Source organism: Macrococcus brunensis, assembly GCF_022343725.1.
Lineage (GTDB): Bacteria > Bacillota > Bacilli > Staphylococcales > Staphylococcaceae > Macrococcus > Macrococcus brunensis.
Map to the genome: position 1 here is coordinate 143,228 of NZ_CP092179.1, position 22,925 is coordinate 166,152.

At 42.8% G+C, this 22,925-nt stretch carries 24 protein-coding genes; 18 read left to right on the top strand and 6 right to left on the bottom strand.

Annotation, left to right across the window (positions count from 1 at the left end; genetic code table 11):
* Positions 1 to 4 precede the first annotated feature (4 nt).
* A complete protein-coding gene (efeO, locus tag MGG13_RS00715; RefSeq protein ID WP_239035021.1) occupies positions 5 to 856 on the bottom strand; it encodes an iron uptake system protein EfeO in 852 nt (283 codons plus the stop codon).
* Between the two features lie 142 nt (positions 857 to 998).
* Between efeO and MGG13_RS00720 the strand changes: the two genes are divergently transcribed.
* Positions 999 to 1,328 (top strand): hypothetical protein, encoded by a 330-nt coding sequence (locus MGG13_RS00720; protein ID WP_239035022.1) that lies wholly within the window; start codon positions 999 to 1,001, stop codon positions 1,326 to 1,328.
* A gap of 22 nt (positions 1,329 to 1,350) precedes the next feature.
* Here MGG13_RS00720 and deoD read toward each other — a convergent pair whose 3' ends face one another.
* Complete coding sequence (gene deoD / locus MGG13_RS00725) at positions 1,351 to 2,067, bottom strand: purine-nucleoside phosphorylase (RefSeq protein WP_239035023.1); 717 nt, start codon at positions 2,065 to 2,067, stop codon at positions 1,351 to 1,353.
* 133 nt (positions 2,068 to 2,200) lie between these two features.
* On the opposite strand from deoD, the gene MGG13_RS00730 reads away from it, so the two are divergent.
* The gene (locus MGG13_RS00730) at positions 2,201 to 3,082 is read left to right on the top strand and encodes an SDR family oxidoreductase (RefSeq protein WP_420827900.1); all 882 of its coding nucleotides are present in this window, start codon (positions 2,201 to 2,203) and stop codon (positions 3,080 to 3,082) included.
* Between the two features lie 33 nt (positions 3,083 to 3,115).
* Here the strand turns inward: MGG13_RS00730 and modB are convergent, their stop codons facing one another.
* Together modB and modA are read right to left on the bottom strand one after the other, a co-directional pair.
* Entirely contained in the window at positions 3,116 to 3,769 is a 654-nt protein-coding gene (gene modB / locus MGG13_RS00735) for a molybdate ABC transporter permease subunit (RefSeq protein ID WP_239035024.1), read from the bottom strand.
* A complete protein-coding gene (gene modA / locus MGG13_RS00740) occupies positions 3,750 to 4,481 on the bottom strand; it encodes a molybdate ABC transporter substrate-binding protein (RefSeq protein ID WP_239035025.1) in 732 nt (243 codons plus the stop codon). The genes modB and modA overlap by 20 nt, the downstream gene beginning before the upstream one ends.
* 146 nt (positions 4,482 to 4,627) lie before the next feature.
* On the opposite strand from modA, the gene MGG13_RS00745 reads away from it, so the two are divergent.
* From MGG13_RS00745 to MGG13_RS00775, 7 genes are all read left to right on the top strand, one after another.
* Positions 4,628 to 5,776, top strand: coding sequence for a zinc-dependent alcohol dehydrogenase (locus MGG13_RS00745; protein ID WP_133431356.1), 1,149 nt, complete (start codon positions 4,628 to 4,630; stop codon positions 5,774 to 5,776).
* A gap of 80 nt (positions 5,777 to 5,856) precedes the next feature.
* Positions 5,857 to 6,999: an acyl-CoA dehydrogenase family protein gene (locus tag MGG13_RS00750; protein WP_239035026.1), complete on the top strand. Its 1,143-nt coding sequence runs from the start codon at positions 5,857 to 5,859 to the stop codon at positions 6,997 to 6,999.
* 139 nt (positions 7,000 to 7,138) lie between these two features.
* Entirely contained in the window at positions 7,139 to 7,672 is a 534-nt protein-coding gene (locus tag MGG13_RS00755) for a DUF1361 domain-containing protein (protein ID WP_239035027.1), read from the top strand.
* Positions 7,669 to 7,959, top strand: a complete 291-nt coding sequence (locus MGG13_RS00760; protein WP_239035028.1) for a hypothetical protein — start codon at positions 7,669 to 7,671, stop codon at positions 7,957 to 7,959. The genes MGG13_RS00755 and MGG13_RS00760 overlap by 4 nt, the downstream gene beginning before the upstream one ends.
* Before the next feature lie 127 nt (positions 7,960 to 8,086).
* Entirely contained in the window at positions 8,087 to 9,007 is a 921-nt protein-coding gene (locus tag MGG13_RS00765; RefSeq protein ID WP_239035029.1) for an ABC transporter substrate-binding protein, read from the top strand.
* Between the two features lie 108 nt (positions 9,008 to 9,115).
* Positions 9,116 to 9,667: a biotin transporter BioY gene (locus MGG13_RS00770; RefSeq protein ID WP_133431361.1), complete on the top strand. Its 552-nt coding sequence runs from the start codon at positions 9,116 to 9,118 to the stop codon at positions 9,665 to 9,667.
* A 22-nt stretch (positions 9,668 to 9,689) separates the two neighbouring features.
* Positions 9,690 to 10,430: a GNAT family N-acetyltransferase gene (locus MGG13_RS00775; protein WP_239035030.1), complete on the top strand. Its 741-nt coding sequence runs from the start codon at positions 9,690 to 9,692 to the stop codon at positions 10,428 to 10,430.
* Between the two features lie 17 nt (positions 10,431 to 10,447).
* Here the strand turns inward: MGG13_RS00775 and fdhD are convergent, their stop codons facing one another.
* Both fdhD and MGG13_RS00785 read right to left on the bottom strand, forming a co-directional pair.
* A complete protein-coding gene (gene fdhD / locus MGG13_RS00780) occupies positions 10,448 to 11,233 on the bottom strand; it encodes a formate dehydrogenase accessory sulfurtransferase FdhD (RefSeq protein WP_239035031.1) in 786 nt (261 codons plus the stop codon).
* A 92-nt stretch (positions 11,234 to 11,325) separates the two neighbouring features.
* Positions 11,326 to 12,249 carry a nuclease-related domain-containing protein gene (locus tag MGG13_RS00785; protein WP_133431364.1) on the bottom strand — a complete coding sequence of 308 codons (924 nt, stop codon included), beginning with the start codon at positions 12,247 to 12,249 and terminating at the stop codon, positions 11,326 to 11,328.
* 263 nt (positions 12,250 to 12,512) lie between these two features.
* Here MGG13_RS00785 and MGG13_RS00790 point away from each other — a divergent pair, with 263 nt between their 5' ends.
* From MGG13_RS00790 to MGG13_RS00830, 9 genes are all read left to right on the top strand, one after another.
* Positions 12,513 to 16,187 (top strand): nitrate reductase subunit alpha, encoded by a 3,675-nt coding sequence (locus tag MGG13_RS00790; RefSeq protein ID WP_239035032.1) that lies wholly within the window; start codon positions 12,513 to 12,515, stop codon positions 16,185 to 16,187.
* A complete protein-coding gene (gene narH / locus MGG13_RS00795; protein WP_133431366.1) occupies positions 16,177 to 17,727 on the top strand; it encodes a nitrate reductase subunit beta in 1,551 nt (516 codons plus the stop codon). The genes MGG13_RS00790 and narH overlap by 11 nt, the downstream gene beginning before the upstream one ends.
* On the top strand, positions 17,720 to 18,289 hold the full coding sequence (narJ, locus tag MGG13_RS00800) for a nitrate reductase molybdenum cofactor assembly chaperone (protein ID WP_133431367.1): 570 nt from the start codon (positions 17,720 to 17,722) through the stop codon (positions 18,287 to 18,289). The genes narH and narJ overlap by 8 nt, the downstream gene beginning before the upstream one ends.
* Positions 18,282 to 18,959: a respiratory nitrate reductase subunit gamma gene (gene narI / locus MGG13_RS00805; protein WP_133431368.1), complete on the top strand. Its 678-nt coding sequence runs from the start codon at positions 18,282 to 18,284 to the stop codon at positions 18,957 to 18,959. Before narJ ends, narI begins: the two co-directional genes overlap by 8 nt.
* Positions 18,960 to 18,975: 16 nt before the next feature.
* Complete coding sequence (locus tag MGG13_RS00810; RefSeq protein WP_239035033.1) at positions 18,976 to 19,446, top strand: GAF domain-containing protein; 471 nt, start codon at positions 18,976 to 18,978, stop codon at positions 19,444 to 19,446.
* Between the two features lie 4 nt (positions 19,447 to 19,450).
* The gene (locus MGG13_RS00815) at positions 19,451 to 20,458 is read left to right on the top strand and encodes a sensor histidine kinase (protein WP_239035034.1); all 1,008 of its coding nucleotides are present in this window, start codon (positions 19,451 to 19,453) and stop codon (positions 20,456 to 20,458) included.
* Positions 20,455 to 21,102 carry a nitrate respiration regulation response regulator NreC gene (nreC, locus tag MGG13_RS00820; RefSeq protein WP_133431370.1) on the top strand — a complete coding sequence of 216 codons (648 nt, stop codon included), beginning with the start codon at positions 20,455 to 20,457 and terminating at the stop codon, positions 21,100 to 21,102. The genes MGG13_RS00815 and nreC overlap by 4 nt, the downstream gene beginning before the upstream one ends.
* A 12-nt stretch (positions 21,103 to 21,114) precedes the next feature.
* A complete protein-coding gene (locus MGG13_RS00825; RefSeq protein ID WP_239035035.1) occupies positions 21,115 to 21,615 on the top strand; it encodes a hemerythrin domain-containing protein in 501 nt (166 codons plus the stop codon).
* Between the two features lie 152 nt (positions 21,616 to 21,767).
* Entirely contained in the window at positions 21,768 to 22,925 is a 1,158-nt protein-coding gene (locus MGG13_RS00830) for a nitrate/nitrite transporter (protein ID WP_133431372.1), read from the top strand.

The window sequence follows — 22,925 nt, forward strand, 5'->3', positions numbered from 1 at the left end:
ATTCTCACTCCATAATAATAGCCATCTGGCTTAAAGGTTCACCTAATTTATCCACTGCGTCAGCCAGGGCTTTTGTATCTTCTTTAGTCAATGCTTCATAGCTGACAAACTCACCATTTTTCTGATGTTTGTCGAGCAGCTGATTGACGTTTTTAAATTTGTCTTCGATATTCGTTGCAAGTGCTTTGTCTTTTGCTATGATTTTTTCTTTAAAGAGGGAGAAGATTTTTTCAGCGCCTTCAATATTCGCTTTGAAGTCATATAAGTCAGTATGAGAATAAATCTCTTCTTCACCTGAAATCTTCGAGGTTGAAACCTCGTTCAGCAGATCAATCGACCCTTGTAACATCAGCTTAGGCGTGACTTCAGCAGTATCGACTTTAGCACGCAGTTCTTTAGCATCTTTCAAGAGCTGGTCTGCTGTCCCTTCTAAGCCTTTAGTTGTTTTATCCTGCCATAATGCTTTTTCAAGCTTATGATAGCCGGACCATTCTTTTTCTTTGCCTTCTGCTTTCATATCAGCAAGACGGGCATCGATGCGCGGATCTAAATCTCCGAAGCTCTCAGCTACTGGCTCAGAACGTTCGAAATACATCCGGGCTTTTGGGTAGAGTGCTTTTGCTTCTTCAATGTTACCGGCTTTAAATGCGGTAACAAATTTATCTGTTTCTTTAACAAACTGATCGATCTGGTCAACAGTGTATGCTTTATATGCGTCTGTTTCTTTAGATAAAGCTACACTTGCTGTTTTTTCTGTCTCTTCAGTTACCGGCTTCTCTTCTTTCGTTTCCTGTCCACATGCTGTCAGAAGCAGAGTGCCTGCTAAAACTGCGGGAAATAAAATCGATTTATTCATATGTATGCTCCTTGTGAATGATAATCATTTTCATTTAAAGTATTAAACGTTTCGTAAGCGTTGTCAATAGTAAATAAAATTTCAAGGCTATTTTACTTCATTAGGGGTATAGATAAGAGTTAATAATAAAGGAGGCAATAACATGACAGAATTATTCAATGCATCAGAACTGAGTCCGACTGAAAAAAGAGGGCCAGGAGTAGTAGGTATCATCGAATTCGCTGTAGGCAATCAAAAAGAATTCACAGGTGAATATATTCCGACTGATATGCGATTCTTTATGGTAGCAGATATGAACGGCCAGCCGTATCAGCGTGTGATCAGCTATGATGATATTAAAGGTGTAGAAGTAGAAGATAGTGCTTTGACAGTGAACTTTGATATGGGACCGATTCGAATTCGTGATATCGGTAACGGCACAGCACAAGTATTCGCGGATTTTGTCAATGAACAGCTGGATAAACGCAAATAAAAAAAGCCCCGTGGGGCTTTTTTTATTCGACGATTTCGAGTGCGATTTCCATCATTTTAGTAAATGATGTCTGGCGTTCTTCTGGTGTTGTTTCTTCATGTGTTAGTAAGTGGTCACTCACTGTGAAGATACCGAGCGCTTTGACATCTCCGCCTGCATAAGCCGCGTTCATGTAAAGACCAGCAGATTCCATTTCTACTGCTAAGATACCCATAGAGCGCCATTTGTCTGTTGCCTGTTCGTTAGCATTGTAGAAAATATCTGATGATAAGACATTACCTACGTGATTCGGCACACCTTTTTCATCTGCTAATTGTTTCGCACGTGCAAGTAAGCTGTAGTCAGCGATAGGTGCGAAGTGACCTGGCAGACCGTATTGTGCGACGTAGTTAGAATCTGTAGATGCACCTTGTGCTATGATGACATCATAGACGTTGATACCTTCCTGCATCGCACCACATGAACCGACACGAATCAGGTTCTTCACGCCAAATGTGTGAATGAGTTCGTAAGAATAGATACCGATTGACGGGATACCCATACCTGTTCCCATAACAGAGATTTTTTTACCTTTATAAGTTCCTGTGTAGCCGAACATATTACGCACTTCATTGAACTGAACGACATCTTCTAAATAAGTGTCTGCAATGAATTTCGCGCGTAACGGGTCGCCGGGTAAGAGAATCGTTTCTGCGATTGGATTATTTTCTGGTTTGATATGAGGTGTAGATTTAGTCATAGCTCATTCTCCTTTAGTTAAGTTGTGTTCAACTTCAGTCTACCGATTGGTTATTCTTTTTTCAAGAGAAGACCTGATTCGTGTTTAATCCATCTGATACGTGCAATACTATTACATATAAGGAGTGATAGTAGTGACAAATGAAAATCCATTAACTAAGCACTATAACGGTAAATTCGAGAAGCAGGAACAGCAGGCCCCTGGTCTACAGCAAAAAATGACACCAGTGCCGGACTGCGGTGAAACATCATATAAAGGGACAGGCAAGCTGACAGGTAAGAAAGCACTTGTAACAGGCGGTGATTCAGGTATTGGCCGTGCAGCTGCCATTGCCTACGCGAAGGAAGGCGCAGACGTCGCAATCAACTATCTGCCATTTGAAGAAGCAGATGCACAGGAAGTTAAAGCCGTCATTGAAGAAGCGGGACAGAAAGCTGTCTTGATTCCTGGCGACTTACGCGATGAAGCATTCAATAAAGAACTTGTCGAGCAGGCTGTCAAAGAACTTGGCGGTATCGATATTCTCTGCAGTGTGGCAGGTGAGCAGACAGCAGTGGATCATATCGAAGATTTATCGACTGAACAGTTACGTTCGACTTTTGAAACGAACGTATACTCTTTAGTCTGGCTCGTCCAGGCAGCATTGCCTCATCTTAAAGCAGGCGCTTCTATTATTACGACTTCTTCTGTACAGTCTTATAACCCAAGTAAAAACTTGGTTGACTATGCAGCAACGAAGAGCGCCATCGTTTCTATTACAAAATCACTGGCAACTCAGTTCGGCGAAAAAGGTATCCGTGTGAACTCTGTCGCACCAGGCCCTATCTGGACTGCGCTTCAGATTACAGGCGGACAGCCACAGGAAAAAATTCCTGAGTTCGGTCAGAAAGTGGATCTAAAGCGTGCCGGTCAGCCGGTTGAACTGTCTGATGTCTATGTATTTTTAGCATCTGACAGCGCAAGCTATGTGACAGGCCAGGTTTATGGTGTCACAGGTGGCGTACAGATCAACTAGACAAAAAGAAGCAGTTTTTAAACTGCTTCTTTTTTATGTGTTTTTTTTGAGGTTGTGTATGATGAGCATGAGTATGAATGAGAAAACAATCATGAGCGCCACCCATAAACCGGCCAGGAACAGTTCGTTATTGTCGATCGCGATGTAGATGGCAGTCGCCATCGTCTGCGTGACACCTGGAATATTGCCGGCAAAAATTAATGTCGCACCGAATTCTCCCAGAGCACGTGCAAATGAAAAAAGTATCCCTGTTAATAATGCGCCTTTTGATAAAGGGAGAATAATCTTTTTAAATATAGTTAGATGACCTGCGCCGTCGACTTTGGCGGCATCCAGCACATCTGTTGAGACATTATCAATGCCGATTTTAAGCGATTGATACATGAGTGGAGTGGCGACGACTGTAGCTGCGATAATCGCCGCATAAATGGTAAAGACAGGGCTGAAACCCAGCTGTCCCAGTCCTTGTTTGCCAAACAAAAGTAACAGTAAAAAGCCGACAACAGTGGGCGGCAGTACCATCGGCAGCATAATGAGTGTTTCAACGACCGATTTCCCAGGGAATGGGCGAGCGGTCAGCAGAATGAACAGAATACTGATGATTAAGCTTCCTAGTGTAGCGATGAGAGAGACTTTAAGCGACGTCAGTATCGGTGGCAGAAATGTCTCACTTAACATTAAATCCATATGATTGATAAACTTTCTTTGCTGCATCGGATTGAAGATAATCATAAAATGCATGCGATGATTGATTATCTTTTATGAGTGCGAGCGGATAAGTGATGGGACTATGTAGAGCGTCCTGGATGTCAGTTTGTTTCAGCTGAGTTCCTTTGGCATCTGTAGCATAGACGATTCCGGCATCTGTATTACCTGACTCAACATAAGTAAGTGCTTGCCTGACGTCTTTTGTAAAGACGATTTTTTTCTGTACATCCTGCCAGGTGTCTGCTTTTGTTAGCGCTTCTTTAGCATAAGCACCGGCAGGTACCGTTTCAGGCGTTCCGACAGCGATTTTTTTGATGGATGCCTGCTTAAGACTGTTTAAGTCTTTGACGTCTGACTTACTGACGATGACAAGTTTGTTTTCCAGGATAGTCTGCTGGTTTTCTTTTTTAACAGTACCGGCTTTCACCAGATCATCCACTTTACTTTGTGCGGCAGAGAAGAAGAGGTCGACAGGGGCACCTGCTTTAATCTGATTGGCGAGTGAGCCTGAAGCCCCGTAATTGAATTTGATATCAACATCGTAATCTTTTTCATAGTTTTTTTCAATTACCGAAAGAGCATCTTTTAAACTGGCAGCGGCGGACACTGTAATCTCTGCTTTTTCTGCTGGTTTATCATTACTGCAGCCTGCAAGCAGTAAAAGTGAGAGTGCTAAAGTTGTTTTTTTCATGATGAACCTCCATTCATGTAATTGACCCTATTGTATCGCATATGGAAACCTTTAGGAATATACTTTTAAAGCATGCATTCTGAGTTTAATTGTCTGAAAGCGGGTATAAGGTAAAAGGTCAAAAAAATATAAAGAGGTGTCCAACTATGAAGGCAGTTACGTTCCAAGGCAAAAAGAAAATGGAAGTCAAACAAGTTAAAGATCCGATTATTGAAGCACCTACTGATGCGATTATTAAAATTACAGCGACAGGTATCTGTGGCTCTGACTTGCACTTATATCACCAAGGTGATCTGATGATGGATCCTGGATTCGTGATTGGTCACGAACCGATGGGTATCGTTGAAGAAGTCGGCAGCCAGGTCACTAAACTGAAAAAAGGGGACCGTGTTGTCATCCCGTTCAATATCGGCTGCGGTGAGTGCTACTACTGTACACACGATATGGAATCACAATGTGACAATTCAAATGAAGAACAAGCGAACTGGAAAATGGACAATGGTGGGTTGTTCGGTTTCGGTAAAATGCATGGTAACCACTGGGGTGGTCAGGCTGAGTATTTAAGAGTCCCATTTGCTGATTTCTCTTCATTTGTAGTGCCAGACAGCGATATGAAAGATGAACAGGTACTCTTCTTATCAGATGTCGTGCCGACTGCTTACTGGAGTGTTGAACATGCAGGCGTTAAAGCCGGAGACACAGTTATCGTTTTAGGCTGCGGTCCAATCGGTCTGATGGCTCAGAAATTTGCGAAACTGAAAGGTGCAAACCGTGTTATCGCTGTCGATAATGTAGAACATCGTTTAGAACATGCGAAGAAATACAACCAGGTTGAAGTCTATAACTTCGATAAAGAAAAAGAAATCGGTAAATTACTGCGTGAAGATACAAAAGGCGGCGCGGATGTCGTGATTGACTGTGTGGGTATGGACGGACAAGTGAAGTTAACTGAACGTGTCTCAAACTTAGTGACGCCACAGCGTGGTTCAATCAGCCCGATTGAAACAGCTGCTGAAGCAGTTCGCAAATTCGGTACGATTCAGATTACAGGTGTCTATGCGACTCCGGCAGCGAACTTCCCGTTACCACTTATCTTCAACCGTAATGTTATCGTCAAAACAGGGCAGGCACCTGTTATCCACTTAATGCCTAAACTCTATGAGATGATTCGTGACGGCGTCTTTGATCCGACAGAAATCATTACACATAACATGTCATTAGACCAGGCATCAGAAGCTTATGAAATCTTTGATGAGAAGAAAGATAACAACATCAAAGTAGTACTTAAACCTTAAGATTTAAAAACCGACTTTTGAAGTCGGTTTTTTTGTTTGGGTGATTTTAACAGTGGTAGTATGTCTATGAGGTGATAAAAATGGATCGTGAGTTATTTGTAACAAACGATATTGAACAAGAGTGGATTAATAAAATCCGGCAGAACCGGGAATGGATCGAACAGACAGCGAGAGAAGCAGATACAGCGGGGAAGCTGAATCACAGGTTAATCGACTGGCTGATAACAGAAGGATACAGCAAGCTGTCTTTACCGGAAAAGTACGGTGGCTATGGCTTAAGTATCAAGTCTGTCATTTTACTGCAGGAAACGCTGGCCAGCTACGATGAGTCGACAGCTTTATCCATCGGCTGGCATCTGGGAATTGTCGGCGAAGTATTCCAGTTTAAGCTGTGGTCTGATGACATGATGACAGAGTTTGCAGAAGCAGTGCAAAATGGCGCACTGTCTAACCGTGTTGTTTCAGAGGCGCAGACTGGCAGTCCGACAAGAGGAGGTCGTCCTGCGACGCATGCAGTTCGTCAAGGAGAGGGCTGGCTATTAAATGGTGTTAAGACTTATACATCGATGAGCCACAGATTGACACATTATATCGTCGGTGCTTACGTGGAAGAAAAAGAAACACTATGCTTTTTCTATGTGCCGGCAGATAAAGAAGGCTGTCGCATTGAAGAAAGCTGGGACGTGACGGGTATGCGGGCGACCGAAAGTCATGATCTGATACTTGACGATGTCTATGTAGAAGACCGTTATTTAGTAGAAGCAGGGCGCGACAAAGTGGATAATCCATGGCTCATGCATATTCCGGCAGTCTATCTAGGTATCGCTCAAGGCGCAAGAGACGACGCAGCTATTTTTGCGCATAGTCATTCACCGAATTCAATTGAAGGGACGATAGCAGATATTCCGCACATCCAGTCGAAACTTGGTGAGATGGAATTGAAACTGATGACAGCGAGACACTTCCTTTATCATGCTGCTGATCTCCATCAATCAGGCGCGCGTGGTCTGGCGCCGACTTTCGGTGCAGCAAAACATATTGTCGTGAATAACGGCATCAACATCGTGGATATTGCGATGAGGATAATAGGTGGGAAGAGCCTGGAGAAAGCAGGCATCATCGAACGACGTCATAGAAGTATGCGTGCGGGACTTCATAATCCACCTATGGATGACGCTGTTATCCGTATGCTGGCAGCAGAGACACAGGACATCAGTCGATAATGTCTTAATTTTATTGTAGAATGAGGGTTCAAAACTGTAATAGAATTGAGGGTTTTTGATGTACAGCCGAAATATCGGTCGTTTGTGTTTTGTGTTATACCTGTTGATTTCGTTTCTTATTCCCACCCAATATTTATTTATGGTGCAGAATTTGATTCTGGCTTTTATCCCTTATGAAATCAGCCAATTGTTACCACTCTTTAAACCGAAAAGTAGAAGGGAATGGCCGCTTTTCCTGGTCGTTTCACTAGTGTTTGTACTGATGTCACCTAATATTTTTTATGTGGTGACAGACTTGATACACTTAAATCTCTATTCATTTGATTTTCTTAAGACATTAAATTTATCTGAGTGGATAGATTTTACTTACCTTTCAGCGGGTGTGATGTTAGCACTATATTATTATGTGCAGGTCATTTTAACGTTATACCATCTGGTTTCAGATCGATTACTTCAGCGAGTCGTTATTTTGATGTTCATGATTCTCTCGAGCGCGGGTATTTTTATTGGTCGCTTCCTACGCTTCCACTCTGTGCATATCTTAACGAACCCGTTGCAGGTCATTGTTGATTCTTTAAGCGCTTTAAATAGTGAGGCTATTTTATGGATGGCACTGATTACAGGACTTCAGTTCCTTCTGATGCTGTTAGTGAAAGGTGTGAGGAAAATATGATTGATATACAGACAGCGTTTCTTTCCATCATCATTCTCCTCTGCCAGTGCTATATAGGGTACACGATTTTTCATATTACTCATGAGAAAGTCGCGGCACTAATCGCCTGGGCATTACCACTTGGTTTGGGTTTATATTTCGTTCAAGTTGGACTGCTGGAGCGTATTTTTCCCGACTGGCATCTTCCGGATAACGATAGATACTGGCTGCAGTGGAGTTATGCTTTCGTGATGATTCAATATATCGCAGCGGCTATCATATATATGGACTTTTTTACCTATAGCTAGTCTAAGAACACTGCCCCGAAGCAGTGTTCTTTTGATTAAATTCATAAAAATGTTGCACGAACGTAAGGATACAGGTATGATTAGCCTTGTATTATTAATGAGAATGAATCTCAATTGGAGGAAAACAATGAAGAAGTGGTTATTCGTTTTAGTAGCATGTTTAATGACGCTTGCTGCATGTGGCAACAATGCAGATAAAAAAGCTGAGGATACAGAAAAAAGCAGTACAGTTGATTACAAATTAGATAATGGCAAAACAATTAAGATTCCTTCTGAACCTAAACGCATTGTGTTAATGGGCGCAAGCTATACAGGTAACTTACTTGATTTAGGTGTCAAACCAGTAGGGGTTGACGAATATGCATTCCAGTCAGAAATTCTGGCTCCGAAACTGAAAGGCGTTGAAAAATTAGGCGCTGGTGATGTTGAGAAAGTTGCGACGTTAAAACCGGACTTAATCATCTCATTTGATACAGATAAAAATAACTCAAAATATGCTAAGATTGCACCGACAATTCCGGTTGCGTATGCCAAACATAACTACCTGCAGATTCATGAGGAACTCGGCAAAATCGTAGGTAAAGAAAAAGAAGCGAAAGTATTTGTAGATAAATGGAAAGAAGAAACAGCGAAAGACGGTAAAGAAATCAAAGCCAAGTTAGGCGATGATTTAACTTATACGATCTATCAATTCTTCCAAAAAGAGATATATGCATATGGCGATAACTGGGGACGCGGTTCTGAGATTATCTACCAGGCATTCGGACTGAAGATGCAGGAAGATGTTGTCAAAGACGTTAAACCGACAGGCTGGAAGAAGATTTCAGCGGAGGAAATCAGCAAGTATGCAGGTGATGTCGTACTTTATTCAAGCGATGCAGGTAAAGATGCGAACAGTGTTGTTAAATCAAATGTCTGGAAAAACATGGACGCTGTGAAAAATAATCGCGTCGTGCAATATGATGCAGAAGATTTTTGGTTCAATGATTCGATTTCACTGGAGCATCAACGTAAAGTACTGAAAGAAGAACTGCTGAAACTGAAATAATAGAAAGATGCACGGCAGTGCATCTTTTTTTATTTACAATGTAAACTTTATATTTTAATAGGTTAACAATTAAGTTATAATCAGTTTATTGTCGAAAGGAGATTGAAGATGAAAACGAAAGATTTAGTAATTATTGCGATGTTTACAGCACTTATTGCAGTGCTTGGTTTACTGCCAGCCATTAACTTAGGTATTGGTGTACCCTTTACTTTTCAGAACTTGGGCTATATACTCGCAGGATGTCTGCTGGGAAGTAAGCGCGGCGGATTAAGTGTATTATTATTTGTTATTTTAGTTGCGCTCGGACTCCCACTCTTATCAGGCGGACATGGTGGCTTTGGATTGTTCTTTGGACCGACAGGTGGCTATATTTTATCATTCCCACTTGTTGCTTATCTGATTGGTTTACTTACTGAACGTCAGTTTCATCAAATGAGTGTCTGGCAGATTTTCCTGATCAATGGTCTGATCGGCGCATTACTCTGTAATTTGATTGGTGGAATTTTTATGGCCTTTAATTTACATATGCCGATTTTAAAAGCTTTAAAAACCGTTATCGTCTTTATACCAGGCGACCTTGTTAAAGGATTGATTGCAGCTATTCTGGCAGTTCGCCTGCGAAATATTCCATCCATCAAACGCTACTTAAATACGCTATAATTCTCTTAAAGGGGATGATAGGATGGTTTCATTTAAAGATACAAAACAAGTAGCAGAAGTTTATAGTGAGAATACACGTTATACTCATTTCCATACACCAAGCCAGTTGATTCGTTACTACTCTAATTACTTTGAGTATCAGGTCATGCCGTCACTTGAAACATTTAAGGATGACGAGAAAATGCAGACTGATTTTCACGAGCAACGCGGGCAGAAGCATCTCTTATTTATCTTTCCTGAAAATGTACCGTTACCACAGGATATCAAGGACTATGCTGAAGACGCGGGCTATACAGTAGAGAAAATGGAACTTTATCAGACAGAACAGCTGACGCTCGGTAAGCGGGCAGGAGAAGTGAAGATAGTAGGGGACGATCAGACGTTTAGAGATTTTCTCTCTGTCTGTCGTGTCGGTGAGCTCGAATATGGTGAAGAATTTGCTGACCTCAAAATTGATATGCATACAGCTGACAGGGCTGATGATACAGTCATTCAGCTGGTGGCGTATGACAACGGACAGCCGGTCGGTAAATTAGAAGCGATATTAAACGGAGAGTTAATAGAGCTCGATGATTTTTACGTGCTAGAGACGTCCAGAGGAAAAGGGATAGGGACAGCCTTGCAGGAGAAGGTGCTTGATTATGGTCAGTCCCTTATCCTGATAGCAGATGGAAATGATACACCACGGGACATGTATGAACGCCAAGGTTATCGTAAAGTCAGTGAACGATATGAATTACTGAAAGTCAAAAGCTCGAGCTGAAATCGCTCGAGCTTTTTTTAGATGATACGCTCTGGATGGCTGTAAATATTAAATGTCTCGTTTCTGATGAATCCGACCGCTGTAATATTTAAGTCATCTGCAAGTTTGATTGCAAGGTCAGTCGGTGCTGATTTAGAGAGAATGATACCGACGCCAATTTTAGATGCTTTAATCAGGATTTCCGAGGAAATACGGCCTGAAAAGATAAGGACTTTATCACGAATTGGAATACGCTTTTCAATACAGTAACCAAACAGTTTATCGAGTGCATTATGACGACCGATATCTGACCGGTGGATGTAGAAGTCTTTACCATCACTGATTGCTGCATTGTGAAGGCCGCCTGTCTGCTTAAAGTCTGTGCTTTGTTCCTGTAGGGCATCCATCATACTGAAGATTTCCTGTGCTGTGATCTTTGTCTCGGTCATAGAGACTTTAGAAGTCGCTGCATCATTAACGAAATAGAACTGGCGGCTTTTCCCGCAGCAAGAACTGATCATCCTTTTCGTATACTGGCCGTAATGTTGTTCAATTTCTCTGTTCAAAGTGATATGGCAGAATCCTTTGCTGTCGTCAAGATGAATGTTTTGAATATCTGCTCGTCTGAAAATAACACCTTCAGACGCTAAAAAACCAAGAACGAGTTCTTCCAGGTTTGTAGGACTGCAGACGATAGTCGCAAATTCCTGCTGATTGACATAGAGTGTCAGAGGAAATTCAGTTGCGATATCATCGCTTTGATCTATAAATGCACCGTTATGATACTTAATAATCGGCTGGTTGAAAGTAATATCTTCAGGCAAGTGACGCGCCCCCCTTTATATGATTATTATACATGAGGAGAAGAGAGAAAGTGTCGTGCTTTACGCAAAAAGTGCGACACTTTTCGATGATTTCAAGTTATTTCAGGTAGAAATGTCGTACTTTCTTTAGTTTTCACGACATTTTTAAGGCTGTAGCAATACTTTTCCTGTCTTTCGCAGTATTTTTGCATGAAACGTTCAATCGTTTTCCGGTTCAACCCAGTCCATTCAACTAGAGTTGTTATTTTCAATGGGCCCACTTTTAATATTTCGAGTTCATCAATTACTCTGAAAATAGTCGAGTCTAATTTTTCAGTGTAACCACAGTAGCAGGAAGTATAATGCATATTTTTTACATGACATAAGCTGAGTTTCCTGCATTTTGGACATCTCATTTCTTTCTTCATTTCTGTAACAGGATAATATTTAATTCGCTGATATTTATTATGTGTCCTATGCTGTTTGATCAGATACGCAGCTAACTCGTAATCTTCACGAGTGACCTCGCTATTCTTGAAATAATCAATCACTCCATCAAGCTGATGATGGAACAATACATTCGAATGTCCACGCCATCCTTCAACTCTGAAACTCGGATTTATAAATACAACCCGACTGATGACCTCATAACGAGTCGATCGGACGAGTTCTTTCAGCTTATAGTCTGCACGCATAAGCTGGGACAGTACATCTTTATATACATAGCCATGTTCACTGACTAAATTTCCGTGCATAAATGAATAATTCCCGCTAAAATTCTTGATTTCAAAGTGATAAATCCGGCCATCACTGATAAACAGAAAATCAAATTGCACAGACCCTTTCATTTCCACACTTACATCCCATAACTGCAGGCACGAAAGACTCTGAGTCATCTCATAAAAAAGCTGCTCTCCGTCCAGACCCTTCACATAATTTCTCAGTACGCGGTCATCATATTCATCCAGTAATATTCGTCCATCTGCTGCCAGAATATACTTTATATAAGTATCCTGCGCATGCTTTTTCAGAAACATCTCCCACCTCCCAACTTCACCCTAACCGGGACGCTTACACCAGGCAAAAAGCAGAAAATCCTCAATTCTTCTTCCAAACACCACTGTTTCTCATCAAAAAGTCACGTTTCATTAAATTCTGCATCATAATCCGTTCTTTTCAGCAAATTTATCATTTAAGGGAATCCCCCTATATCGATAGGTGTTTCCCCAATAGGTTTCGTTTGTGAATTCTTTCATAATGATGAGTAAGAGGACAAAACTGTCGATAAGGAGTTGGAAAAATGGCAATTGGAACTGGGTTACGTTTTTTTAAGCCAACAGAAAGATTCAACGGAAACTGGTCAGTACTTGAAGAGAAAAGTAGAGAGTGGGAAAAAGTTTACCGTCAGCGCTGGAGTCACGATAAAGTCGTCAGAACGACACACGGCGTGAACTGTACAGGATCATGTTCATGGAAAGTATTCGTCAAAAACGGCATCATTACTTGGGAGAATCAGCAGATTGATTATCCGTCCTGTGGACCTGATATGCCTGAATTTGAACCGCGTGGCTGTCCACGTGGCGCATCATTCTCCTGGTATGAATACAGCCCGCTGCGTATTAAGTTTCCTTATGTGCGCGGCGTTTTATGGCGTCTCTGGCAATCAGCACTTGAAGAATACGGTGACCCTGTCCGTGCCTGGCAGTCTATCGTAGAAGACGAAGAAAAAGCACGTAGCTACAAACAGGCGCGCGGTAAAGGGGGACATGTACGAGTGAGCTGGCAGCAAGTAACACAGCTCATTGCGGCACAGCTCATCTATACGATTAAGAAGTATGGTCCAGACCGTATCGCCGGTTTTACACCAATCCCTGCGATGAGTATGATCTCTTATGCGTCTGGCGCAAGATTTATATCTCTGTTAGGTGGCGAAATGCTGTCATTCTATGATTGGTATGCCGATCTTCCACCTGCATCTCCGCAGATCTGGGGAGAACAGACAGATGTGCCGGAATCGAGTGACTGGTATAACGCTGGATACATCATTATGTGGGGCTCAAATGTCCCGCTCACTCGTACGCCTGATGCTCACTTCATGACTGAAGTTCGTTACAAAGGAACTAAAGTCGTCTCTGTTGCACCTGACTATGCTGAAAATGTGAAGTTCGCTGATAACTGGCTGGCACCGCATCCTGGGACTGACGCAGCTGTCGCTCAGGCAATGACACACGTTATTCTGGATGAATTCTATGAAAAACGTCAGGAACCGATGTTCTTAAATTATGCAAAACAATATACAGATATGCCATTCCTGATTCGTCTTGATCCGCACGAAGGTTCGCTAAAAGCAGGACGCTTCTTACGTTCAAGTGATTTTGGTGACACTTCAGAACATAGTGAATGGAAACCGGTTGTCTTTGATCATCTCTCCGACCAGATTGTGGTCCCGAATGGAACGATGGGGCAGCGCTGGGAGAAAGATGTGAAATGGAACTTAAAACTGGAAACACCGGACGGTACTCAAATTGACCCGGCATTATCGCTGAAAGAAAAAGATGCGCAAGTAGTCGAAATAGTATTCCCGTTCTTTGATAACGCAGGAAACGGCACATTCAAACGTCCGATTGCTGTCAAACAGCAAGTACTAGCTGACGGTGAAACAGTCTATTACACAACGATTTATGACTTGATGCTGGCACAGTACGGTGTTAACCGCTATAACACGGCACTTGAAGCAAAAGGTTACGATGATGCCGAGAGCATTTACACGCCTGCATGGCAGGAAGGTGTTGCAGGTGTCAAAGCTTCTATTATTACGCAGATTGCCCGTGAATTCGCACAGAATGCAATTGATACAGGAGGCCGCTCAATGATTATCATGGGAGCGGGTATCAACCACTGGTTCAACTCCGATACAATTTACCGTTCTGTTCTGAACTTAGTGACACTCTGTGCAACACAAGGTGTGAATGGCGGCGGATGGGCTCATTACGTCGGTCAGGAAAAATGTCGTCCGATAGAAGGCTGGTCAACAATCGCATTCGCGAAAGACTGGCAGGCACCTCCTCGTCAGCAGAACGCAACAAGCTGGTTCTATTTCGCGACTGACCAATGGAAATACGAAGAGTCAGGCGTGGATATGCTGACTTCACCACTTGCTGAAAATGTGAAACACCAGCATCCAGCTGACTATAATGTAACAGCTGCTCGTCTCGGCTGGTTACCTTCATATCCTCAGTTCGACCGTAACAGCTTACTGTTCGGTGAGGAAGCGCGTGATGCAGGAGAATTCGATAATGAAGCGATCTTAAAACGCGCTGTAAACAGTGTCGCTTCACGTGAAACAAAGTTCGCGGTCGAAGATCCGGATAACAAGAAAAACCATCCTAAGACACTCTTTGTCTGGCGCTCAAACTTGATTTCAAGTTCTGCAAAAGGTCAGGAATATTTCATGAAACATTTACTAGGTACTAAACATGGTCTTTTAGCTGAACCGAATGAAACAGAAAAGCCAGAAGAAATTGTCTGGCGCGAAGATACAGAAGGGAAGCTCGATTTACTGGTCGCACTCGATTTCCGTATGACCGCGACACCGTTGTATGCGGATGTAGTATTGCCTGCTGCTACGTGGTACGAGAAGCATGATATTTCATCTACTGACATGCATCCCTTCGTCCATCCATTCAATCCGGCAGTTGACCCGCTCTGGGAATCACGTAGTGACTGGGACATCTACAAAACAATTGCTAAGACATTCTCTGAAATGTCAGAACGCCATCTGCCAGGCACATATAAAGATGTCGTGACAACACCGCTTGCACATGACTCGGTACAGGAGATTGCGACACCAATGGGTAAAGTACGCGACTGGACAAAGGGCGAAGTAGAACCGGTACCAGGTAAAACAATGCCAGGATTTGCTGTTGTAGATCGTACTTATACAGAAACTTATGACAAGTACATTTCTGTCGGCCCACTTCTTGAAAACAGCAAAGTCGGTGCACACGGTGTCTCCTTCAGTGTTAAAGAACAGTACAACGAACTGAAATCAATGGTCGGTACTTACTATGATGAGACCATTAAAAATGGTTTACCTAAAATAGATACAGCACGCCGCGTCGCTGATGTCATCCTCAATGTTTCATCTGCTACAAATGGTCGTGTATCACAGAAATCTTATGAGGTGCTCGAAGAACAGACAGGGATGTCACTGAAAGATATCTCAGCAGAACGTGCGGCAGAAAAAATCACATTCCAGAACATTACGGCTCAGCCACGTGAAGTCATTCCGACAGCTGTCTTCCCGGGTTCTAATAAAGACGGTCAGCGTTATTCTCCATTTACAACGAATATCGAACGTCTTGTACCATTCAGAACGTTAACAGGGCGCCAGAGTTACTATATCGACCATGAAGTGTTCCAGCAGTTCGGCGAAGCACTGCCTGTCTATAAACCGACATTACCGCCGATGGTCTTCGGTACTAAAGATAAACAGATTAAAGGCGGCGTCGACAGTCTAGTGCTGCGTTACTTAACGCCGCATGGTAAATGGAATATCCACTCAACATATCAGGATAATCTCCATATGCTGACATTATTCCGCGGGGGACCGACCGTCTGGATGAATAACGAGGATGCTGCTTCTAACGACATCAATGACAATGACTGGTTGGAAGTCTACAACAGAAACGGACTTGTAACCGCTCGTGCAGTTGTCTCACATCGTATGCCACGTGGCACGATGTTCATGTACCATGCACAGGATAAACATATTGAAACACCGGGTTCAGAAATTACAGATACACGCGGTGGCTCACATAACGCACCAACACGTATTCACTTAAAACCGACACAACTTGTCGGTGGATATGCACAAATCAGCTACGGTTTTAACTACTATGGACCGATCGGTAACCAGCGTGACGTCTATGTAGCAGTACGTAAGATGAAGGAGGTTGACTGGCTTGAAGATTAAAGCTCAAGTAGCAATGGTCATGAATTTAGACAAATGTATCGGCTGTCATACATGTAGTGTGACCTGTAAAAGTACCTGGACAAACCGTCCAGGTGCCGAATACATGTGGTTCAATAACGTAGAAACAAAACCAGGTATTGGATATCCGAAACGCTGGGAAGACCAGGAGCAATATAAAGGCGGCTGGCGTCTTGGCCGTAACGGTAAACTGGAACTGAAATCAGGTTCTAAACTTTCCAAAATTGCGCTAGGTAAAATTTTCTACAATCCGGATATGCCGGAGATGAAAGATTACTATGAGCCTTGGACCTATAACTATCGTCATTTGACGACAGCAAAAGAATCACAGCATTCACCTGTTGCGAAAGCAGAATCAATCATTACCGGTAAAAAAATGAACCTTGAATGGGGTCCTAACTGGGAAGATGATTTAGCAGGTGCACATATTACTGGACCGACAGATCCGAACATCCAGAAGATTGAAGAAGAGATCAAATTTAATTTTGAACAGTCATTCATGATGTATTTACCTCGTCTCTGTGAGCACTGCTTAAACCCAGCCTGTGTTGCGAGCTGTCCGTCTGGTGCGATGTATAAACGTGATGAAGACGGCATTGTCCTTGTCGATCAGGATGCATGTCGTGGCTGGAGATACTGTATGACCGGCTGTCCTTACAAAAAAGTCTACTTCAACTGGAAAACAAACAAAGCAGAAAAATGTACATTCTGTTTCCCACGTGTAGAAGCAGGTCTGCCAACAGTCTGTTCAGAGACTTGTACAGGCCGTATGCGTTATTTAGGCGTCATGCTGTACGATGCTGATAAAGTACTTGAAGCAGCTTCAGTAACAGACGAGAAAGATTTATACCAATCACAGCTTGATCTTTTCCTGGATCCAAACGATCCTGAAGTCATCGCACAGGCTGAACGTGACGGTATCGCGCAGGACTGGATTGAAGCGGCGCAGAACTCACCGGTCTACAAACTGGCGATTGAATACAAACTTGCATTCCCGCTTCATCCTGAATATCGTACATTACCGATGGTGTGGTACTGTCCGCCACTCAGCCCGATCATGAACTACTTTGAAGGTAAAGATTCAATCAAGAATCCGGACATGATCTTCCCGGCGATAGAAGAAATGCGTCTGCCTGTTCAGTACTTAGCGAACATGCTGACAGCAGGGGATACACAGACAGTCAAAGAAGCACTTCAACGTATGGCAATGATGCGCAGCTATATGCGTGCAGCGTCCAGCGGCAAAGAATTCGATCTGACAAAACTCGACCGTGTCGGTATGACTGCTGAACAGATCAAGATGATGTACCGTCTTCTTGCAATTGCAAAACACGAAGACCGATTTGTCATTCCGACTTCTCATAAAGAAGGTTACGTGAATACATATAGCGCTCAAGGTGGCGAGGGCTATACGAGTGATAACTTTGGTGCAGACTGTGATGGTTGTGGCCCGGTTGCAGTCGGCAAGTCAGGTAAGGAAGTCTATGAAGATAACTTCTACGGAGGTATCTGGCGTGATTAATCTCGATAAACTCTATCAGTTCAAAAAATCATTTGGATTTTTTAGCCACCAGCTGATCTATCCTGAAAAACTGAACTTTCATCCCCGGGAATTTGAAGGTATCTTTACGCCTGAACATCCGGCATATGAAGCAGTGAATCAGTACTGGAAAGACATGCATGAAATCAGTCTGTCAGAAATTCAGGAAGTGTATACACATACGTTTGATTTTGAGCAGAAGACGACGCTTTATATGACGTTCGTCAAGTTCGAAGATAAAAAAGAGAGAGGACAGATGCTGGCACGACTGAAAGTCCTCTATGAAATGTTTGGTTTAGAGATGCCTTCTTCTGAACTCTCTGACTTTCTGCCGCTGATGTGCGAATTTATTTATGCGGCTGAATGGCGCGGAGATGACCGGGCAGAAGAAAGCATGAATTTAGTGTTGATGGTTATAGAGGATGGCACTTATAATCTGCTTCAATCTCTGGAAGCGATCGGAAGTCCTTATTACAATCTCGTACTGGCGATACGTGAGACATGTAAAGCCTGTCTGAAAGAAGGAGTGGAGACACATGCTTGATCAATTTATCTGGGTCATCTTTCCTTATCTGTGCATTGCTATCTTTATCATTGGTCATATCTTCCGTTTTCGTTACGATCAGTTCTCCTGGACAGCAAAATCCAGTGAGTTCATAGAGAAGAAAAGTCTGATGTGGGGCAGTCTGCTCTTTCATTTAGGCATTATTCCAGTGATAGCAGGACATGTCATGGGACTCGGTGTTCCTGCTAACTGGTTACGTGCAATCGGCATCAGCGACCATATGTATCACATTGGCGCTGTTTATATCGGTAGTATCTTTGGTATAGTGACTTTGATCGGCATGCTTCTTTTGACGGCGCGCCGTATTACGAATGAAAGTGTTAGAAAGTTAAGCACATTATCTGATATACTCGTTAATATTCTATTACTTCTTATTGTATTTTTAGGTTGCTATTCTACAATCGTGACCAATGCGACGTTGCCAGATTTTGATTATCGTCAGACTATCTCTGTCTGGTTCCGCGGATTACTTGCGCTTCGTCCGGAAGCAAGCTACATGCTGGATGTGCCTTTGGCGTTTAAATTGCATGTACTGACTGGATTTTTAATTACCGCACTCTGGCCATTTACGCGACTTGTTCACGTATGGAGTGTACCTGTTAATTATGTGGGACGCAGTCATATTCTCTATCGTAAACATAAAGTCTAGATAGGAGGGGCTGAAGATGCCTTTCGATTTTCAATCTCATTTAAACCAATTAAGAACTGAAATGAAAGTGGATTTCGCAGGCATCGCTATGCCGGTGGATTTAATCATGCAGAATGATATCCGCTGGCTCCACGTTTCGGGTGCGGATAATGAACGTTATCAGCGCATTCATCTGCAAAAAGGTAAAGGTATCGCAGGTATTGTCATGAAATCGGGCCGAAACTGGCTGGAACGAGAAATCAACAATCAAACCTTTACAGAGGACCTTTTCAACTATCCGATTATTCGCTCGGAGAAGCTGACCAGTTTTCTGGCAGTGCCGCTCTGGAAATATAACCGGGTAGCCGGCGTGCTTTTGATTGGCAACCGGGCGCATCGTCATCTTGCAGAACAGATTGAAGATGACATGGAACACTATTTGGCAGAAGGCTTTGGTCCATTTTACGGAAAGGATGTTTTTAACAGTGAACAGCCCGTCCTTAAATAAATGGATGCTGCAGTTTTTTGAAGAGTCATCAGATCTCATCCTGTTCTTAAGACAGTCCAATCAGATTCTGTATATGAATCAGGCGGCAAAAGAGGTACTGACGACTCAGGATAATATGCAGCAGATTATTGATGTCCTATGTTCTTATTGTCAGGGCTACATGAATGACGCGGAGATGATGACTTGTGTGAATTGCTTTGCGAAGCAGCACCAGGCTTCTTCTGAGACATTCCAGATTTATATGAAAGACAAATCACAGCATATTGTTCCTTATTCTGCTTCTTATGTTGAATTATCAGGTGATGATTCCGTCAAAGTGCTGAGTCTGCAGAATATCTCCCCGCAGTTAAAAACACAGGCGATTCATCATCAGAAAAACCTGACCCAGAAGATCATCAATGCGCAGGAAAGTGAACGTAAGAGAATATCACGGGAACTCCATGACAGCGTTGTACAGGAACTGCTGAATGTGGTCGTCGATTTTCGCCTTCTTAAATATAAAAAAGAAGAAGAGCTGTCGAAGCATATTCAACTGATAGGCGGTACGATGACGAGACTGATTGATGACATCCGAAATCTTTCTCTGGAACTTCGACCGTCAGCACTCGATGACTTCGGCCTTGAAGCGGCTTTTCGTTCTCATTTTAAACAGCTAGAGAAAAACTATGGTTTAGAAGTGGAGATGATGTCTGACCTAGATGGACATCGTTTCAGCAGCGAGATAGAAACTGTGGTCTATCGTGTCACGCAGGAGGCCATTCTGAACGCGCTGAAATATGCCGAGACTGATATCGTCTATGTCACACTCTCTTATGATCAGCATGAACTGACAGCTGAAATCGCTGATCAGGGCAAAGGTTTTGATATGGATGCGCCGCCGCAGGGGACAGGTCTAGGTCTTTTTGGTATGCAGGAGCGTGCGGAGATTGTCGGAGGACATGTACAGATCAACAGTGAATCGGGCAGAGGCACACAGGTCATGCTGACGATTCCGGTAGGAGGACACTCATGAATATAGTGATAGCAGACGATCATGCAGTAGTAAGGACAGGATTTTCGATGATTCTCAACTATCAGGAAGATATGGAGGTCGTCGCGACAGCTGCAGACGGCATCGAGGCACATCAGATGGTAGCGAAACACCGCCCGGATGTCCTGATTCTGGATCTGAGCATGCCGCCTGGTGAGTCCGGCCTGATTGCGACAGGGAAAATCAAAGAAGATTTTCCTGAGACTAAAATTCTGATATTAACCATGTACGATGACGAAGAATATCTGTTCCACGTTCTTAGAAACGGCGCAAACGGCTATATCCTTAAAAATGCACCGGACGAAGAGCTGCTGCAGGCCGTCAGAACAGTTAATGCAGGCGGTACTTACATCGATCCGAAGATGGCGACATCACTGGTCAACGAACTGATGACGCATGACAATGCTAATAACAAGAACGATCCATTCAAGATTCTCTCTAAACGCGAACTTGAAATACTGCCTTTAATCGCTAAAGGCTATGGCAATAAAGAAATTTCTGAAATGCTTTTTATCTCAGTCAAGACCGTTGAAGCCCATAAGGCACGGATCATGGATAAACTAGAACTTAAATCAAGACCTGAACTGGTTGAATATGCAATGAAGAAAAAACTACTGGATTTCTAAAGAAGGTATAGAATGTTCAATTCAAAAATGAAAGCTTTACGCATACTGGAAAATGAGCACCTATTAATCAGACATCTGATGCAGGAATGGTTTGAAGAACTTCAGGCAGCGACTCATGCGGAATCAGAGATGGTCGCGAGACTTCATATGAAGAAAATCAAGGATCTGCTGGTTGCATTTGCACCTGTTCTGACAAAACATCAGCAGAAAGAAGAGCGATTTTTCTTTCCGATTCTCGGTGCATACGTCGGCACTAATCAAGGGCCGGTTGTAACAATTGAAGCAGAGCATGATGAGATGAATCAGTATTTTGAGCACTTCATGTCTCATCCTTCAGTGGAGTTATCGCTTGAGCAGATGAAGCTGTTACTGAAAGACTTGAATGAAGGCTATGAAATCTTGATGGTCCATATGTATAAAGAGGAAAGTGTACTCTTTCCGATGGCTGAAAAAGTATTTAAGATCAAAGACGAAGAAACCTTGCTGGATGCCGTAAATACGAAAATCTATTAAAAAGAGAGTTTATCTGTTGAAGATAAACTCTTTTTTGACTTATAGGGAAATTATCCCGGTTATTGGGGCAGTTCCCTAATAGGAGAAAGCTGAGCTTAACCTTAAAATATATTTGTATAGTAAATCACAAACTTATAGAAAAGGTGAAGCATATGAACAGATCAACAGGTAAAATCCAGCTGCCACTTCAAACATTCAGTTTAATGGCAGGATTTATGGCATGGACGATCATTGCACCATTACTGCCATTTATGTCTCAGGACTTCTCAATTCCTGAAAGTGAAAAAGCAATGATTTTAGCAATTCCCGTTATTTTAGGTTCCGTCCTTCGTATTCCAATGGGCTATTTCGCTAACTTAATCGGTGCAAGAAAAGTCTATCTATTCAGTTTAGTATTCCTGCTCGTACCGATATTCTTTTTAAGTGAAGCATCCTCTACAACAGCATTGATGATTGCAGGCTTGTTTCTTGGGATCGGCGGCGCGATTTTCTCTGTCGGTGTCACCAGCGTTCCCAAATATTATCCGAAAGAAAAACATGGATTTGCTAATGGTGTTTACGGGATGGGGAACTTAGGGACAGCAGTATCAGCCTTCGCAGCGCCCGCTATTGCGGCAAATATCGGCTGGAGCAACACTGTAAAGTCTTATTTAGTCGTCATGATTATTTTTGCACTGCTTAACTTCTTTTTAGGTGACAAAGATGAGCCGAAAGTCAAACAACCGTTGATGCAGCAGATTAAAGGGGTGCTGCCAGACTATAAACTCTATTTACTCAGTTTCTGGTACTTCATTACCTTTGGTTCATTTGTCGCCTTCGGTTTATTCCTGCCGAACTTCCTAGTCAATAACTTCCAGTTAGACAAAGTCGACGCGGGTATCCGTACAGGAACTTTTATTGCACTTGCGACGTTCCTTCGTCCTGTTGGCGGGATGTTAGGAGACAAATTACGCGCGATGGATGCGCTGAAAGTGACTTTTATCGGTCTGATTATAGGCGCCGCGCTTTTATCTATCAACCATCAGATTTTCTTCTTTACAGCAGGCTGTCTGATTATCGCAGCATGTGCGGGTATCGGTAACGGGCTCATCTTCAAAATGGTTCCCTCATACTACACAACTGAAGTGGGGACAGTAAATGGTATTGTCTCAATGATGGGTGGTCTAGGTGGTTTCTTCCCGCCGCTGGTTATCGCAGCAGTAACAGCTGCATTTGGTACAAACAAGCTTGCTTTCTTCTTCCTCGCATTGTTTGGTATAATAGCTTTACTCACTATGATGTGGATGGATAAAAAAGAACAGAGGGTTTAA